This is a genomic window from Sphingobium sp. TKS, assembly GCF_001563265.1.
Lineage (GTDB): Bacteria > Pseudomonadota > Alphaproteobacteria > Sphingomonadales > Sphingomonadaceae > Sphingobium.
The window spans coordinates 426,901-442,067 of sequence record NZ_CP005083.1 but is presented as its reverse complement, the minus strand read 5'-3'; the positions used below and the strand labels follow the sequence as shown (position 1 = coordinate 442,067).

The following is a 15,167-nucleotide window of genomic DNA, read 5'->3' as shown; positions in this document are numbered from 1 at the left end:
CGTGAGTTGGGCGCAAGTTCACGAGAGGCCCACCATGACTTGTTCGCGGAAAGCCGGCCTGGCCCTGGCGGCCTCGTACCAGCGAGCGAGCGCAGGAAGGTCCTCACGTTCGATAGGCAGCTCGAACCAGCGGTACACCGAAGGCCCAATGCAGATGTCTGCCAGCGTGAATTCATCGCCTGCCAGGTACTGCCTTTGCGCGAGAGCCGATTCAATGATCCGCATCGCGGTCGCAGACGTGGTCCGGTGGCGCGCAATCAGCTCTGACTGGTGCTGCTCCTTAGGTGTGCGCACGATCGACTGGAACAGCGGGACCATGCCGGCCACCAGGGTTGTCAGCTGCCAGTCCATCCAGCGCTCGACCTCAGATCTCTGCGCGGCACCGGCGGGATACAGGCTCGTGGGATGCGTATTGCACAGATATCTCAGGATGGTGTTGGATTCCCAGACAACCACGCCATCATCCAGCAGGGTCGGCACTACGCCGTTGGGATTGAGCCGCAGATAAGCGTCTTCCTTGTTGCCTCCAAACTTGCCGCCTACGTCGGTGCGCTCCACGGCAATGCCGAGTTCCGCTGCGCACCACATCACCTTCTGCACATTGTGCGAACTCAACCGGCCGAGAACTTTCATGCGGGCCTCCTGGTGTGGGGAATGCTCATGCCGCGCTGCACGGCAGGCCGTGCGCCCACCTCGTCGAACCAGCGCTTAACGCTGGGCAGACTGTCCCATGAGATGTCGTGCAGTTCGAAGCGGTCCACCCAGGGATAGATGGCGATGTCGGCAATGCCGTATTCGCTGCCCGCCAGGTAGCGGTGGGTCCGCAGCTGCCCCTCTAGCACTCGGTAGAGGCGATGCGTCTCATTCGAGAAGCGCTTGAGAGGATAAGCTTCACCCGATGCAAAGCGGCGGAAGTGATGGGTCTGGCCGAACATGGGACCGACCCCACCCATCTGGAACATAAGCCACTGCAGTGCCAGGTAGCGATCCTGGGCACTGGCAGGGAGCAGCTTGCCAGTCTTCTCCGCCAAGTAGATCAGGATCGCGCCCGACTCGAACAGCACCAGCGGCCGCCCGCCGGGGCCCTGACTGTCCTCGATCACGGGAATCTTGTTGTTGGGATTGAGCTGCAGGAATGCGGGTGAAAGCTGCTCGTCCTTTGACAGGTCCACCGGCACGACTTCGTACTCCAGCCCCAGCTCTTCCAGCGCGATCGATACCTTTCGCCCGTTGGGCGTTGTCCATGTGTGCAGTTTGATCATAGTTTTAGACAGAATGTCTGGCTATATTAGACAGTCTTTTTGTCTTTGTGAATTGGTATTTCGTCAGTAATAACCCGAATAATGAACTTGACATCACTTCTTTTAGGCAGATAATATGTCCATATTGATTCACGGAAAATTATGAAAAAGTCCACCGAAACCTATTCGCCCTGGAAGCCCGCCAAACCAGATGCCACCATGGGCGCCTTGGCCGGCACGCTTGGCACTTTGCTACGCACGCCGTTCGAAGCACTGGCAGCGCGCGTCTACACGGCGCTGGCCGTCAGCTATCCCGACGTTCGTGAAGCGCATGGCGCTGTGTTCAGGCACCTGCCGCTGGCCGGCGCCTCCGTGTCTGATCTGGCCCGGCGCGCTGGCATGGCCAAGCAAAGCATGGGCTTCTTGGTCGATTCGCTGCTGGGAGCCGGCTACCTGGAAGCCGCGCAGAGCGCGACGGACCGGCGGGCCAAGCTAGTGCGCCTGTCCGCCCGCGGCATGCAGATGCAGTCGCGCGCGATAGAGATCGCTTGGCGATCGAGGCCGAATGGGCCCAGAGCATGGGAGAAGTCGAAATGGGCGCGCTGCGCGCCCTGCTCAAGGTGCTGGCCGAGTCGATCCCCGAATCCACGACGGCGGGCAATGTGCCCGCAGAAACATCCACCCTCAGCAAGACACGCAAGAAGAAGGAGACTGTCTAATGTACGTAGCGATTTTTTTCCAAGATCTGCCTGGCACCGCCGCCAGGCGCCAGGCCGTGGTGTCTGAGCACCGCAAATACATGGAGGCGCGCTCCTCCCAAGTGCTGGCTGCCGGCGCGACATTTACCGACGACGGCAAGGCTGTCAAGGGCGGCAGCTATGTGATCTCAGTCGCCAGCATGGAGGAAGCTCGTGCCTTCGTAGACAACGACCCCTTCACCAAGGCGGGACTGCGTGCCTTTGTCACCATTCAGCCCTGGATCAAGGCTGTGTTCGACGGTCAGTTCAACATCCCGACGGACGACAGCCCGCTCTACGCGAGCTCGGTGGCCTGAAAGCTGCAACCATGCTGAACTTCACCTACCAAAGCCTCCCGTCGCGCGTGCGCTTTGGCCGCGGGACTATCTCGGAATTGGGCAGCGAGCTGGACAAGCTGGGTTGCCGCCGAGCGATGGTTGTTGCCAGCGCGCCCCAGGCCGCCCACGCGCAACTCCTGCGCGAGCAGCTGGGCGGCGCTTGCGCCGGCGCTTTCACGCGCGCGGCCATGCACACGCCCACCGAGCTCACGCAGGAAGCGCTGACGGAGGTTGCTAGGCTGGGCGTGGACGGAATCGTCGCAATTGGGGGCGGTTCGGCCATCGGCCTGTCCAAGGCCATCGCGCTGCATACTGACCTGCCCCAACTGGTAATTCCCACCACCTACGCAGGCTCGGAGATGACGCCCATACTCGGGCAGACCGAAAGCGGCATAAAAACGACGCAGCGCAGCCCCAGGGTCCTGCCCGAAACCGTCATCTACGACGTCGAACTGACTTACTCGCTGCCACTGGCCATGTCGGTCGCCAGCGGCATTAATGCCATGGCACATGCCGTGGAGGCGCTTTATGCCAGCGACACCAACCCGGTGGTCGCCCAGATGGCTGAAGCCGGTATCGCCGCTCTATATCGCAGCCTGCCGGCGCTGCGCACAGGCGCGGCCGATCCTGAAGTGCGCGGTCAGGCACTGTACGGCTCCTGGATGAGCGCCATGTGCCTTGCGTCCACCTCCATGGGCTTGCATCACAAACTGTGTCACACGCTCGGCGGCGCGCTTAACCTGCCACACGCCGAGACGCACACCATCGTGCTGCCGCACGCAATCGCCTACAACGCGCCCAGTGTGCGCGATGCTGTGGATGTCATCAAGCGCGCCATGGGCGGCGGTGGCATTGCTGGACGCATCCACGATATCGCCAGCAGCTGTGATGTGCCGGTTGCGCTGCGCGACATCGGCATGCGGGAATCAGACATCGACAAGGTTACCGATCTGGTCATGTCCAAGCCCTATGCCAACCCTCGCCCTCTAGACGCAGGCCTCATCCGCAGGTTGCTGACCAATGCATGGTCAGGCCTGCGCCCAGACCACTCTACCTACCTGTGATGAATTCTCGCGTGCCGCAGAACGAAACTATTGAGGCCATCGAAACACGCATCGTCGATGTCCCGCTGAAAAAGACCCACAATCACTCCAATGCCTCGCATGCTCAGCAGTCGCTAGTGTTCCTGACGCTGCGCACTTCGGGCGGCGCAGTCGCACACGGAGAAGGTGGCACGCCCGCAGGCACCGCCTTCTGGGGCGGCGAATCCTGCGAAACAATCAAGTGTGTGATCGACCGCTACTTGGCGCCGGCGCTGCGGGGTGTAAACGTGTTCGCCCATGAGCAGGTGCTCAAGACCATGGACCGGGCGGCGGCCGGCAACCACTTCGCCAAGGCGGCCGTAGACGTGGCCGTGCACGACGCCGTGGGGCGCCTGCTGGGGATTCCCGTCAGCGCGCTTTACGGCGGCCAGGTGCGCGGTTCCATGCCCGTGCTGTGGGCATTGGTCTCGGGCGACGCGGCCGCAGACATCGACGATGCGGCCCGCATGCTGCAGGAGCGCCGCCATAAGACGTTCAAGATCAAGATGGGGTTCGAAGGTCCTGAGACTGAATCTCGTAGAGTCATGCGTACTGCGCGGGCGATCCATGATATCGCTGCGCACGCGGTTGTGACGGTCGACCTGAACCAAGCTTGGGATATAGCGACATGCGCGCGCTACCTGCCGCAGTTCGAAGACGCAGGCATCGCCATGGTCGAGCAGCCGCTGCCTCACTGGAACCGTGACGGCATGGCGGCGCTGTCGTTGCGCCTACGGATGGCGGTGGTGGCCGATGAAGGTTTGTGGGATTTCCACGATGCATACGCCTCCTTCAAGTCGGGCGCCACCGGACTGTACGGAGTGAAGATCGGCAAGGGCGGCGGCATTCGTCGCGCCTACAAGGCTGCTGCGGTGGCCGAGGCCGCCGGCATTCCCATCTATGGCGGTATGGCGCTGGAAAGTTCCCTAGGCACGGCCGCCGCCCTGCAACTGTTCAGCGCGCTGCCGGCGCTAGACTGGGACTGCGAACTCATCGGCCCGCTCCTGCTGGCCGATGACCTGGCCACTGAGCCCACACGATACCGCGACTTTGAGGTTGTGGTACCGGGCGGCATCGGCCTGGGCGTACAGCCCGACCACGACAAGATCAATTTCTACACCCGCAAGACATGACTAATTTCAATTATTCCATCGACACCTCGCACGGCCCCATGGATGGCTACATCACTGCGCAGCCTGGTCAGGCCCGGCCCGGCATCGTGCTGCTGCCTGAGATTTTCGGCATCAACGGCGCGATGCGCCTGGCGGCAGACCAGTTCTCGCAGGCAGGGTTCGCGGTGCTGGCACCCGACCTATTCAGCCAAGTAGAGTCGCGCGTTGAGCTGGGCTACACGGAAGCGGACCGCGAACGCGCGATCGCCATCTGGCAAAAGATGGACGACTCTGTGGCGCTGGCGGACAGCCGCGCTGCCATCAATGCACTGGCGGCTGATCCACGCTGCAACGGAGAAATTAGCGTATTAGGTTTTTGCCTAGGAGGCAAATACGCGTTACTGTTGGCGGCCCAAGGCGGCATCCTCGCGAGCGTGTCCTTTTATCCGGTGCGTGTTAACGACTACCAAGAACAACTGATTACGCTAAAGTGTCCCACGCAGGTCCACGTTGGCGACGACGACGCGCACATACCGCCTCCAGTGCTCGATGTCCTTACAAGCGCGCTCTCGAGCAGCGAGACCAACGAGCTGCATCTGTATGCGGGAGCCGGGCACGGCTTTTTCAACTCGGTTCGCTCCTTCGGCTACTCGCCGCGCGCCGCGGAATCGGCGTTTACGCGCGCCGTCGCCTTTCTGAATCGGCACCAAGGTACTTGATGGCCGGCAAGATCGCAAGTACGGTGGCCGAGGCGATCGGCCCCGTAGCCGACGCATCGGTCGTGATGGTCGGCGGTTTCGGCACCGCCGGCATCCCCAATGAACTGATAGGAGGACTGATCGCCACCGGTGCTAGGGAATTAGTGGTTGTCAATAACAACGCTGGCAATGGTGACAGCGGCTTGGCCGCGCTGCTCAAGGCCGGCCGCGTGCGCAAGATAATCTGCAGCTTCCCGCGGCAAGCCGACAGCCAAATCTTCGATGCGCTGTACCGGCAGCGCCGCATCGAGCTGGAGCTGGTGCCGCAAGGCAATCTAGTCGAACGCATACGCGCCGCAGGCGCCGGCATAGGCGGCTTCTTCACGCCGGTGGGCTACGGCACGAAGCTCGCGCAGGGCAAAGAGACGCGCGAGATCGCGGGAAGGATGTACGTGCTGGAGTTGCCCATCCACGCGGACCTGGCGCTCATCAAGGCCGAACGCGGCGACGCCTGGGGCAACCTCACCTACCGGAAAGCCGCCAGGAACTTCGGTCCCATCATGGCGACGGCGGCCCGGCGCACCGTCGCCTCGGTCCATGAGGTGCTGGCGGCTGGTGACATGGACCCGGAGACCGTGGTCACGCCTGGCATCTTCGTCAAGTCACTGGTGCAGGTGCCGCGCGCGGCCACCGGCGCCGGCGGATTCAAGGGGGCATGAGGCAATGAACTACCGAAGCCGTGACAAGGCTGAACTGGCGTCCCTAATCGCCCGCGACATTCCGGACAATTCCTATGTGAACCTGGGCATCGGCATGCCCACGCTGATTGCCAACTACCTGCCGGAGGGCGCTGGTATCGTGCTGCACAGCGAGAACGGCATACTGGGCATGGGACCAGCCCCAGAATCGGGCGAGGAAGACTACGACCTCATAAACGCTGGCAAGCAACCAGTCACACTTCTAGCTGGAGGCTCTTACTTCCACCACGCAGACAGCTTTGCCATGATGCGCGGCGGCCATCTCGACATTTGCGTGCTGGGCGCATTTCAGGTCAGCCAATTCGGCGACCTTGCGAACTGGCACACCGGCAATCCGGAGGACATCCCTGCCGTGGGGGGCGCCATGGACCTTGCTACGGGCGCTAGGCAAACGTGGGTGATGATGGATCTGCTGACCCGGTCGGGGCAGAGCAAACTAGTCAAGGCATGCACTTATCCGCTCACGGGCTTGGCCTGTGTCGGTCGCGTCTACACGGACTTGGCCACCTTCACCCGCACACCCTACGGCATGACCGCAAGCGACATCGTCGAAGGTTTGAGCCTGCACGCTTTGTGCGACATGACCGGCCTTGAGCTGCTGGATGGAAATGCCGGGGGGAGCAGAGATTGAAGTGGCTGGCCGCAAAATGGCGTCGAGGCGCGGACATCGTCCCCTTTAGCCTGTTCGGTTGTCTACTGACCTCAACGGCCGGAGCGGTGACCAACGGACTGTTGGAAGGCAGCAGCGCGGGGTCCATCGCGCACCGGCTGGCCTGCGGCTATGCAGGTGCCTGTGTGATGGTGATTGCTCTCTTTCCCTTTCTTGCCACCATGCGCAAATCGCGCGCCGCGCGAAGCAGTGACACCTGAAAAGCGCATGAAGAGTCCGGCAATTTCAGTCACGACTATGCCTGATGCGACCTGCATTCAGGCAAAACGCTTGACACAAGCCATTTTTTATCGACTGATATAAAATAACGGGAGTCCGCTGCGATCCCCGCCGCGACTGCCTTGCTCGAAGGGAGATCCAAGTGGCCGTTATTGATCTTGATCGACAACTGCAAGAATTGCGAAAGGAGTTCGCCCGCACCGCTCCAGCCGGCCGGGTCGCGCTCTATGAGTCCAGGATCGAGGAACTGCGATCGACCTTTGCGAGGCACGCTGCGCTGAAGGAGGGAGACAGGGCCCCCGACTTTTCGTTGCCGGACGCCCAAGGCGGCACGGTGTCGCTGTCCGCTGCTCTCAAGCAAGGTCCTGTGGTGGTGACCTTCTATCGAGGTGGCTGGTGTCCGTACTGCAACCTCCAACTGCGGTCCTACCAGGCCTTGCTGCCCGAGTTGGCATCCTTTGGCGCAAGCATGCTGGCCATCTCACCTCAGCTTCCGGACGCATCACTGTCAACCGCGGAGCGCGAGGCGTTGACGTTTAACGTCCTGAGCGATCTGGGCAATGACGTGGCTCGCCAATTCGGGCTGGTCTATCAGGCGTACCTCGCAGCGTGTCCTGCGCGAAGTACGCCGCGGCTTTTTTTGCGATGTCGCGCTCCATGCGAAGGCGAGCATTCTCTGCACGCAACCGGGCTATCTCCATCTGCTCGGGCGAGACTTGGATGCCCTTGTCACCACCGCCCGCACCGTCCAATTCTCCCTTGGCTGACAGCCGCACCCAGTTGCCCAGGCTCGATTTGGGGATGCCCAGTACCTTGGCCACCACCGCAATCGCCTGACCCGAGCGGACCTGCCGAACGGCCTCCTGCTTGAACTCTCGCGTGTACTGCGCACGCACCTGCTTGTCACTCATCTCTGAACTCCTTGTCGGTATTTTCAACAAGGGTTAAGAACTCCACTTTTCAGGGGCAACCTCAGCACCCCATGACTTAACAAGGGCGCATCAGCCCGCTGTAAGCACCAGGTTGTCGCGGTGCACCATCTCCGACTCCGCGACATAACCGAGCAGCTTTTCAACCTCGGAAGACGGTTTGCGGCACAACAGCCGGGCTTCCGCGCTCGCATAGTTGGCCAGCCCGCGCGCAATTTCCCGCCCCGACGGATCGCGCACCGCTTCCCCTGGGCGGCCAGCGGCCGCGCCATCGCCAACGGGCGCGACGAAGGCTTTACCAAGCTGCTGTTCGACGACAGCCCCGAGGCGCACGGCCACGGCCGCATCCTGGGCGGCGGCATCGTCGGCACGCACGCCGGCGACATGATCGGCGAGATCGCCCTGGCCATCGAGATGGGCGCCGACGCGGTGGACATCGGCAAGACCATCCACCCGCACCCCACGCTGGGCGAGAGCATCGGCATGGCGGCGGAGATTGCCCACGGCAGTTGCACGGATGTGCCGCCTGCGCGCAAGTAAGTCCGCAGCCAAGCTACCCTGCCAAGGCCCGAACTGGCGACGGTTCGGGCCTTGTGCTTTGCGTACCCAAACAATCGCCGCAGAATACTGTGCATTTGTACAGTATTCATGTCAGCCACTTCCAAGCCCAAGCTCTACAACCCACGCCACCCCGAACGCACGCTGCTCTACCAAACGGTAGCCGAGCACTACGAGACCTGGCTAGAGTTGGCCAGCGCGGGTCAGTTCGACGGCCAGGGCGACCACCACACCCCCAAGCCCTTCGTGCGCAAAGCGTTTGCCAAGTATCTTGAGTGCGGCATCTTTGCCCATGGCTTTGCCCGCGCTCGCTGCGGCGACTGTGGGCACGACTACTTTGTAGCCTTCTCCTGCAAAGGCCGGGGAGTCTGCCCCTCGTGCACCACCCGGCGCATGGTGGAGACAGCAGCGCACCTGAACGATCACGTATTCCCCCGCCTGCCGGTGCGCCAGTGGGTGCTGTCGGTTCCCAAGCGGCTTCGTTACTTCATGCAGCGCGACGGAGCGGTGCTGAGCATGGTGCTGCGCATCTTTCTGCGGGTGATCGCACAAACTCTGCAGACCCACAGCCCCGGTGCGGCCCATATGGACAAGGCAGGCCTGCACATCGGTGCCATCGCCTTCATTCACCGATTCGGCTCCAGCCTCAATGAACACGTCCACTTCCACGTTTGTGTGGTGGACGGGGTGTTTGAGGAAGTGGAGGGCGAGGGCGATGCTGATGCGACCCCTCGAATCTCATCGCCGGGTGTCATCTTTCACGCGGCCACCGGCATCGATGCGGCTACCGTGGCCCCAGTGCAGACCACACTGCAAAAACGCATCCTGCGCGCCTTCGTTGCTCGGGGCCTGCTGGAGAACTGTGACGCCAAAGACATGCTGGGCTACAAACACAGCGGCTTCTCGGTGGACGCCGGTGTCTGCATCGAAGTTCACGACCGCGCTGCGCTGGAGCGGCTGCTGCGCTATTGCGCGCGTCCACCGTTTTCCATGGAGCGCCTACGCAAAGAGGGAAGCAAACTGGTGTACCGCTGTGCCAAACAGCGCAGCGAGCCCACCAGTGACAAGCGTGGTGCCAAGGCAGATGAGCTGCACCTCACACCGCTGGAACTGATCGACCGCATCGCCGCGCTGGTGCCACCGCCACGCACCCACCGGCACCGCTACTTTGGTGTGCTGGCACCAAACTCGCCGCTGAGAGCGGCGGTAACGGCGCTGGCTCAGCCTGCTGCGTCGCAACCAGCCACGGTGGAGACTGCACAACCTGGCGCGGGCGTACCTGGGGTGGCGGCGCCGGGCAACGCGGCCACACCCACACCCGAACCTGAAGCACGCCCGAAGCGAGCGGCGCATTACTTGTGGGCGGTGCTGATTGCCCGCATCTACGAGGCATTTCCGCTGCTGTGCCCCATGTGCGGTGGGCAGATGCGCATCATTGCCTTCATCACCCACAGCGCCGAAATCCGCCACATCCTGAACCACATCGGGGTGGAGTCTGCCCCCCCGCACATCACCCCGGCACGCGGGCCACCGCTGTGGGAGGGCTGCGACGCGCCGGTGGATGATGGTGCGCAAGGCGAGCCGGATTGGGATCTGGCAGCTCAACCCGACGAGGTAGACCAGCGCGTCAATTGGTGACCCAGTGAAGCGGCGGTATCCATCGCTGCGGGGAAGCAGCTGCACGCGCGCCAGGCCCAAATGCATACTGCCTCCCAAGCTCTTGCCATTGAGCGGCAAGCGAGCGCTCAACCTTCCTTGGCCGAACGTGTTTCGAGGCCCAAAACTCGTGCCATACTTGGCCTCATGCGGTTGAATTTCCTATCCGTGCTCATGCAAGGACAGAACGTCGTCTTCCTGACCGCGCTGGCGTTCTCGATCGCCGGTTCGGCGAATCTGCCTTCGCTGACGCTGGCCCTGTTCTGGCCGCGCCTGACGAGCGCCGGCGCGGTGGCCAGCATCCTGACGGGCGCCATCGGTTCGGTCGCGCTGATATGGTTTTCCCCGACCGTGCAGGCGGACATATTCCACAACCCGCAGGACGTGCTTTTCCCGCTGCGCAATCCCGCGATCGTGACGATACCGCTCTCGTTCGTTGTGGCCTTCGCGGTGTCGCTGCTCACGGCGCCGCCGGCGAAACAGGGTGCCCAACAGATGGCGATTTGACTTGGCCGTATACAGGCCGCATCAACCAAGGAGGTTTATATGGGACTCGTGCTGTATGGGCGCGTCAACTCGGTGAACGTGCAGAAAGTGCTGTGGATGCTGGATGAAACCGGAACCGCGTTCGAACGCGTCGACGCCGGCGGGCCTTTCGGTTTCCCCGAGGGCTACCTGGCGCTCAATCCGGCCCGCAAGGTGCCCACGCTGGTCGACGGCGAGCTGGCCGTCTGGGAGTCGAACACGATCTTGCGCCACCTGGCCGACCGCGAATCGCGCCATGATCTCTATCCGCAGGCCTCGCCGGCGCGTACCCGCGTGGATTGCCTGCTCGACTGGCAGCAGGGCGCGCTCGGCAATCCTATGCGCATTGTTTATCAGGCCGTGGTGCGCGGGGTGGCGCATCCCGCCTTCGACGAGGCGGTCAAGCAATTGGCCGACGCCTTCGGCATGCTCGATGGTTTGCTGGCGCGGCACGAATACCTGGCCGGCGACCACTTCACCATTGCGGATATCGCGAACGCCTGCTTTTCGTACCGCTGGCTCAAGCTGGACATCCCGCGGCCGGCCATGCCCCACCTGGAGCGCTGGCAGGCGCTGATGGCCGACGAAGCCGGTTATCAGCGGCACGTGGCGATAGCGCTGACCTGAACCCGATTAGCTGAGCAGATCATGATCGACCTCTATACCTGGAATACCCCCAACGGGCGCAAGATCAGTATTGCGCTGGAGGAAATGGGGCTGCCTTACACGATCCATCCCGTGAACATAGGCAAAGACGAGCAGCATCTGCCGGCCTTTCTCGAACTCAGCCCCAACGGGCGCATTCCCGCCATCGTCGACCCGCAGGGGCCGGCGGGCGCGCCCGTCAGCATTTTCGAATCGGGCGCCATTCTGCTGTATCTGGGCGAGAAGACCGGCCGGTTTCTACCGGCCGATCTGACCTCGCGCATCCCGGTGCTGGAATGGCTGATGTGGCAGGTCGGAGGTTTCGGGCCCATGCCGGGACAGGTGCATCATTTCCTGGGCGTGGAGCCGGAGGCGGACCGCCGTTACGGCTTGCAGCGCTACATGGCCGAGACCCGGCGGCTCTATGGGGTGCTGGACCGGCGGCTGGCGGGACGGGACTATGTGGCCGGCGAGATCTCGGTGGCCGATTTCGCCATTTTCGGCTGGGCCTGGCGCCATGAGAAGCACCAGGTCTCGTTCGACGACTTTCCCAACGTCGGCCGCTGGTACGAGCGCCTGGTGGCCCGTCCCGGCGTGGCGCGCGGGCTGGAGGTGAAGCTGGATTGAGCGCCGGGCGGCGCTGCGCCGCCCGGGACGCAGGACTTACTTGCTGGCCTTGACGGTGGAGTAGGCCGCCATCAGGTTGCGGTAGTCGGGGATATGGTTCGAGAACAGCCGGCCGGCAAGATCTTGGGCGGTGGCATGGTCGGCACCCACGCGGGCGACATGATCGGAGAGATCGCGCTGGCTATCGAGATGGGTGCGGACGCAGTGGACATCGGCAAGACCATCCACCCGCATCCGACGCTGGGCGAGAGCATCGGCATGGCGGCGGAGATTGCCCACGGCAGTTGCACGGATGTGCCGCCTGCGCGCAAGTAAGTCCGCAGCCAAGCTACCCTGCCAAGGCCCGAACTGGCGACGGTTCGGGCCTTGTGCTTTGCGTACCCAAACAATCGCCGCAGAATACTGTGCATTTGTACAGTATTCATGTCAGCCACTTCCAAGCCCAAGCTCTACAACCCACGCCACCCCGAACGCACGCTGCTCTACCAAACGGTAGCCGAGCACTACGAGACCTGGCTAGAGTTGGCCAGCGCGGGTCAGTTCGACGGCCAGGGCGACCACCACACCCCCAAGCCCTTCGTGCGCAAAGCGTTTGCCAAGTATCTTGAGTGCGGCATCTTTGCCCATGGCTTTGCCCGCGCTCGCTGCGGCGACTGTGGGCACGACTACTTTGTAGCCTTCTCCTGCAAAGGCCGGGGAGTCTGCCCCTCGTGCACCACCCGGCGCATGGTGGAGACAGCAGCGCACCTGAACGATCACGTATTCCCCCGCCTGCCGGTGCGCCAGTGGGTGCTGTCGGTTCCCAAGCGGCTTCGTTACTTCATGCAGCGCGACGGAGCGGTGCTGAGCATGGTGCTGCGCATCTTTCTGCGGGTGATCGCACAAACTCTGCAGACCCACAGCCCCGGTGCGGCCCATATGGACAAGGCAGGCCTGCACATCGGTGCCATCGCCTTCATTCACCGATTCGGCTCCAGCCTCAATGAACACGTCCACTTCCACGTTTGTGTGGTGGACGGGGTGTTTGAGGAAGTGGAGGGCGAGGGCGATGCTGATGCGACCCCTCGAATCTCATCGCCGGGTGTCATCTTTCACGCGGCCACCGGCATCGATGCGGCTACCGTGGCCCCAGTGCAGACCACACTGCAAAAACGCATCCTGCGCGCCTTCGTTGCTCGGGGCCTGCTGGAGAACTGTGACGCCAAAGACATGCTGGGCTACAAACACAGCGGCTTCTCGGTGGATGCGGGGGTGTGCATCGAAGCCCACGACCGCGCTGCGCTGGAGCGGCTGCTGCGCTATTGCGCGCGTCCACCGTTTTCCATGGAGCGCCTACGCAAAGAGGGAAGCAAACTGGTGTACCGCTGTGCCAAACAGCGCAGCGAGCCCACCAGTGACAAGCGTGGTGCCAAGGCAGATGAGCTGCACCTCACACCGCTGGAACTGATCGACCGCATCGCCGCGCTGGTGCCACCGCCACGCACCCACCGGCACCGCTACTTTGGTGTGCTGGCACCAAACTCGCCGCTGAGAGCGGCGGTAACGGCGCTGGCTCAGCCTGCTGCGTCGCAACCAGCCACGGTGGAGACTGCACAACCTGGCGCGGGCGTACCTGGGGTGGCGGCGCCGGGCAACGCGGCCACACCCACACCCGAACCTGAAGCACGCCCGAAGCGAGCGGCGCATTACTTGTGGGCGGTGCTGATTGCCCGCATCTACGAGGCATTTCCGCTGCTGTGCCCCATGTGCGGTGGGCAGATGCGCATCATTGCCTTCATCACCCACAGCGCCGAAATCCGCCACATCCTGAACCACATCGGGGTGGAGTCTGCCCCCCCGCACATCACCCCGGCACGCGGGCCACCGCTGTGGGAGGGCTGCGACGCGCCGGTGGATGATGGTGCGCAAGGCGAGCCGGATTGGGATCTGGCAGCTCAACCCGACGAGGTAGACCAGCGCGTCAATTGGTGACCCAGTGAAGCGGCGGTATCCATCGCTGCGGGGAAGCAGCTGCGCGCGCGCCAGGCCCAAATGCATACTGCCTCCCAAGCTCTTGCCATTGAGCGGCAAGCGAGCGCTCAACCTTCCTTGGCCGAACGTGTTTCGAGGCCCAAAACTCGTGCCATACTTGGCCTCATGCGGTTGAATTTCCTATCCGTATCACTGTTGCCGCGCCGCAATCACCGGCGCGGGATCGCCATCACCACCCGACAGGAGGGCCTCCGATGTCTGGACCGATCACCGCGTACGGCAAACTGCACCAGGGCTTGTTCCGGCGCCTGCGCCATCTCGACGGCCTTCCCCCGCTGTTGATGCGACTCTATCTGGCGCCGGTCATGATCGCGGTCGGGCTGCACAAATTCCGCAACTGGGACGATATGGTCGCCTGGTTCGGCAATCCCGACTGGGGCCTCGGGTTGCCGGTTCCTGCGCTGATGGTGGCGCTGGCGGCCAGTGCCGAATTGTTCGGCGGGTTGGCATTGTTGCTCGGGCTGGCGGTGCGCTGGTTCGCGCTGCCTCTGCTGATTTCCATGGCGGTCGCGACCGCCACGGTGCACTGGCAGCACGGCTGGTTCGCGATCGCGCCCGGTGATCCCGACACCAGCACCGCCAAGGTGCTGGCGATGATGGGTATTCCTGCCGCCGCGCGCAGTCTTGAGAACAGCGTCGAAGTCGGACAGCGGGTGAACGCGGCCCGCAGCTTGCTGCGGGAGCACGGCAACTACGACTGGCTTACCGAAAAAGGCAATTTCGTGGTGTTGAATAACGGCATCGAGTTTGCCGCCACCTATTTCATCATGCTGCTCAGTCTGTTTTTCGCGGGGGGCGGGCGGTACGTCAGCCTCGACTATTGGCTGGCCCGTCGCACCGGCGCCGTCGCCATTGACTGATTCTGTGCGTCCGAGCCGCTTGGCACGGTGGCGGGGTTGCCCTAGTATCCGGGGCCCGCTCACGCGGACCATAACAATTCAAACCCGCCACACAACCGGAAGGAGAACCCCATGACCTGCACCGTACTGCTCGAACTGAAAGTCAAACCCGAATGCGTCAAGGACACCATCGAGGGCCTCGGCGCATTGCTGCCGTCGACCCGCACCTACCCGGGCTGCATCGAGGTTTACGCGCACCAGAATCAGGACGACCCCACCAATATCGTCGCGATTGAAGTCTGGGAATCCCGTCAGGCCTATGAAAAATATTTCGCCTGGCGCACCGAGACCGGCGTGATCGGCCAGCTCGCGAACTGGGTTGCCGCGCCGCCTTCGATCCGTTACTTCGACAAGAAAGCCTGAGCCTCGCGCCGGAGCGGCCAGCGCCGCTCCGCTTCACCCAGGGCCACTCTGAATAACCGTCATGCCCGCGCAGGCGGGC

At 62.9% G+C, this 15,167-nt stretch carries 19 protein-coding genes and 3 pseudogenes; 19 read left to right on the top strand and 3 right to left on the bottom strand.

Going from position 1 to position 15,167, the window contains the following annotated elements; translation table 11 throughout:
• Window positions 1-18: 18 nt before the first annotated feature.
• Both K426_RS02250 and K426_RS02245 read right to left on the bottom strand, forming a co-directional pair.
• Entirely contained in the window at window positions 19-633 is a 615-nt protein-coding gene (locus K426_RS02250; protein WP_020820190.1) for a glutathione S-transferase family protein, read from the bottom strand.
• Window positions 630-1,262, bottom strand: a complete 633-nt coding sequence (locus K426_RS02245; RefSeq protein ID WP_020820189.1) for a glutathione S-transferase family protein — start codon at window positions 1,260-1,262, stop codon at window positions 630-632. The genes K426_RS02250 and K426_RS02245 overlap by 4 nt, the downstream gene beginning before the upstream one ends.
• A gap of 141 nt (window positions 1,263-1,403) precedes the next feature.
• Here K426_RS02245 and K426_RS32995 point away from each other — a divergent pair.
• From K426_RS32995 to K426_RS32925, 10 genes and pseudogenes are all read left to right on the top strand, one after another.
• Window positions 1,404-1,718, top strand: a pseudogene (locus K426_RS32995) (MarR family transcriptional regulator); the annotation flags it as partial.
• Between the two features lie 71 nt (window positions 1,719-1,789).
• Window positions 1,790-1,960, top strand: a complete 171-nt coding sequence (locus K426_RS32335) for a hypothetical protein (protein ID WP_237229891.1) — start codon at window positions 1,790-1,792, stop codon at window positions 1,958-1,960.
• Window positions 1,960-2,295 carry a YciI family protein gene (locus K426_RS02240; protein ID WP_020820187.1) on the top strand — a complete coding sequence of 112 codons (336 nt, stop codon included), beginning with the start codon at window positions 1,960-1,962 and terminating at the stop codon, window positions 2,293-2,295. The genes K426_RS32335 and K426_RS02240 overlap by 1 nt, the downstream gene beginning before the upstream one ends.
• 11 nt (window positions 2,296-2,306) lie before the next feature.
• Entirely contained in the window at window positions 2,307-3,380 is a 1,074-nt protein-coding gene (locus K426_RS02235; protein ID WP_020820186.1) for a maleylacetate reductase, read from the top strand.
• 11 nt (window positions 3,381-3,391) lie between these two features.
• On the top strand, window positions 3,392-4,531 hold the full coding sequence (locus K426_RS02230) for a muconate/chloromuconate family cycloisomerase (RefSeq protein WP_157838174.1): 1,140 nt from the start codon (window positions 3,392-3,394) through the stop codon (window positions 4,529-4,531).
• Window positions 4,528-5,229: a dienelactone hydrolase family protein gene (locus K426_RS02225; protein ID WP_020820184.1), complete on the top strand. Its 702-nt coding sequence runs from the start codon at window positions 4,528-4,530 to the stop codon at window positions 5,227-5,229. The genes K426_RS02230 and K426_RS02225 overlap by 4 nt, the downstream gene beginning before the upstream one ends.
• On the top strand, window positions 5,229-5,927 hold the full coding sequence (locus K426_RS02220; protein ID WP_020820183.1) for a 3-oxoacid CoA-transferase subunit A: 699 nt from the start codon (window positions 5,229-5,231) through the stop codon (window positions 5,925-5,927). The genes K426_RS02225 and K426_RS02220 overlap by 1 nt, the downstream gene beginning before the upstream one ends.
• 4 nt (window positions 5,928-5,931) lie before the next feature.
• Window positions 5,932-6,597, top strand: a complete 666-nt coding sequence (locus K426_RS02215; protein ID WP_020820182.1) for a 3-oxoacid CoA-transferase subunit B — start codon at window positions 5,932-5,934, stop codon at window positions 6,595-6,597.
• On the top strand, window positions 6,594-6,836 hold the full coding sequence (locus tag K426_RS02210; RefSeq protein WP_021225953.1) for a hypothetical protein: 243 nt from the start codon (window positions 6,594-6,596) through the stop codon (window positions 6,834-6,836). The genes K426_RS02215 and K426_RS02210 overlap by 4 nt, the downstream gene beginning before the upstream one ends.
• Window positions 6,837-6,997: 161 nt before the next feature.
• A pseudogene (locus tag K426_RS32925) lies at window positions 6,998-7,414 on the top strand (peroxiredoxin family protein); the annotation flags it as partial.
• A gap of 35 nt (window positions 7,415-7,449) precedes the next feature.
• Here K426_RS32925 and K426_RS02205 read toward each other — a convergent pair.
• A pseudogene (locus K426_RS02205) lies at window positions 7,450-7,766 on the bottom strand (transposase); the annotation flags it as partial.
• A gap of 120 nt (window positions 7,767-7,886) precedes the next feature.
• Between K426_RS02205 and K426_RS02200 the strand changes: the two are divergent.
• From K426_RS02200 to K426_RS02160, 9 genes are all read left to right on the top strand, one after another.
• Window positions 7,887-8,324, top strand: a complete 438-nt coding sequence (locus K426_RS02200) for a hypothetical protein (RefSeq protein WP_066553293.1) — start codon at window positions 7,887-7,889, stop codon at window positions 8,322-8,324.
• A 108-nt stretch (window positions 8,325-8,432) separates the two neighbouring features.
• Window positions 8,433-9,980 (top strand): IS91-like element ISPps1 family transposase, encoded by a 1,548-nt coding sequence (locus tag K426_RS02195; RefSeq protein ID WP_066553291.1) that lies wholly within the window; start codon window positions 8,433-8,435, stop codon window positions 9,978-9,980.
• 165 nt (window positions 9,981-10,145) lie between these two features.
• Window positions 10,146-10,505: a sodium:solute symporter family transporter gene (locus K426_RS02190; protein WP_066553288.1), complete on the top strand. Its 360-nt coding sequence runs from the start codon at window positions 10,146-10,148 to the stop codon at window positions 10,503-10,505.
• Between the two features lie 39 nt (window positions 10,506-10,544).
• A complete protein-coding gene (locus K426_RS02185; RefSeq protein ID WP_066553286.1) occupies window positions 10,545-11,150 on the top strand; it encodes a glutathione S-transferase family protein in 606 nt (201 codons plus the stop codon).
• Window positions 11,151-11,171: 21 nt separating this feature from the next.
• Entirely contained in the window at window positions 11,172-11,795 is a 624-nt protein-coding gene (locus K426_RS02180; protein ID WP_197672746.1) for a glutathione S-transferase family protein, read from the top strand.
• A gap of 93 nt (window positions 11,796-11,888) precedes the next feature.
• The gene (locus tag K426_RS02175) at window positions 11,889-12,110 is read left to right on the top strand and encodes a hypothetical protein (protein WP_066553282.1); all 222 of its coding nucleotides are present in this window, start codon (window positions 11,889-11,891) and stop codon (window positions 12,108-12,110) included.
• 108 nt (window positions 12,111-12,218) lie between these two features.
• The gene (locus K426_RS02170; protein ID WP_008328818.1) at window positions 12,219-13,766 is read left to right on the top strand and encodes an IS91-like element ISPps1 family transposase; all 1,548 of its coding nucleotides are present in this window, start codon (window positions 12,219-12,221) and stop codon (window positions 13,764-13,766) included.
• Between the two features lie 254 nt (window positions 13,767-14,020).
• Window positions 14,021-14,686 (top strand): HvfX family Cu-binding RiPP maturation protein, encoded by a 666-nt coding sequence (locus K426_RS02165; RefSeq protein ID WP_066553280.1) that lies wholly within the window; start codon window positions 14,021-14,023, stop codon window positions 14,684-14,686.
• Between the two features lie 111 nt (window positions 14,687-14,797).
• Entirely contained in the window at window positions 14,798-15,088 is a 291-nt protein-coding gene (locus tag K426_RS02160) for a putative quinol monooxygenase (RefSeq protein ID WP_066553278.1), read from the top strand.
• The last annotated feature ends 79 nt before the right edge of the window (window positions 15,089-15,167 follow it).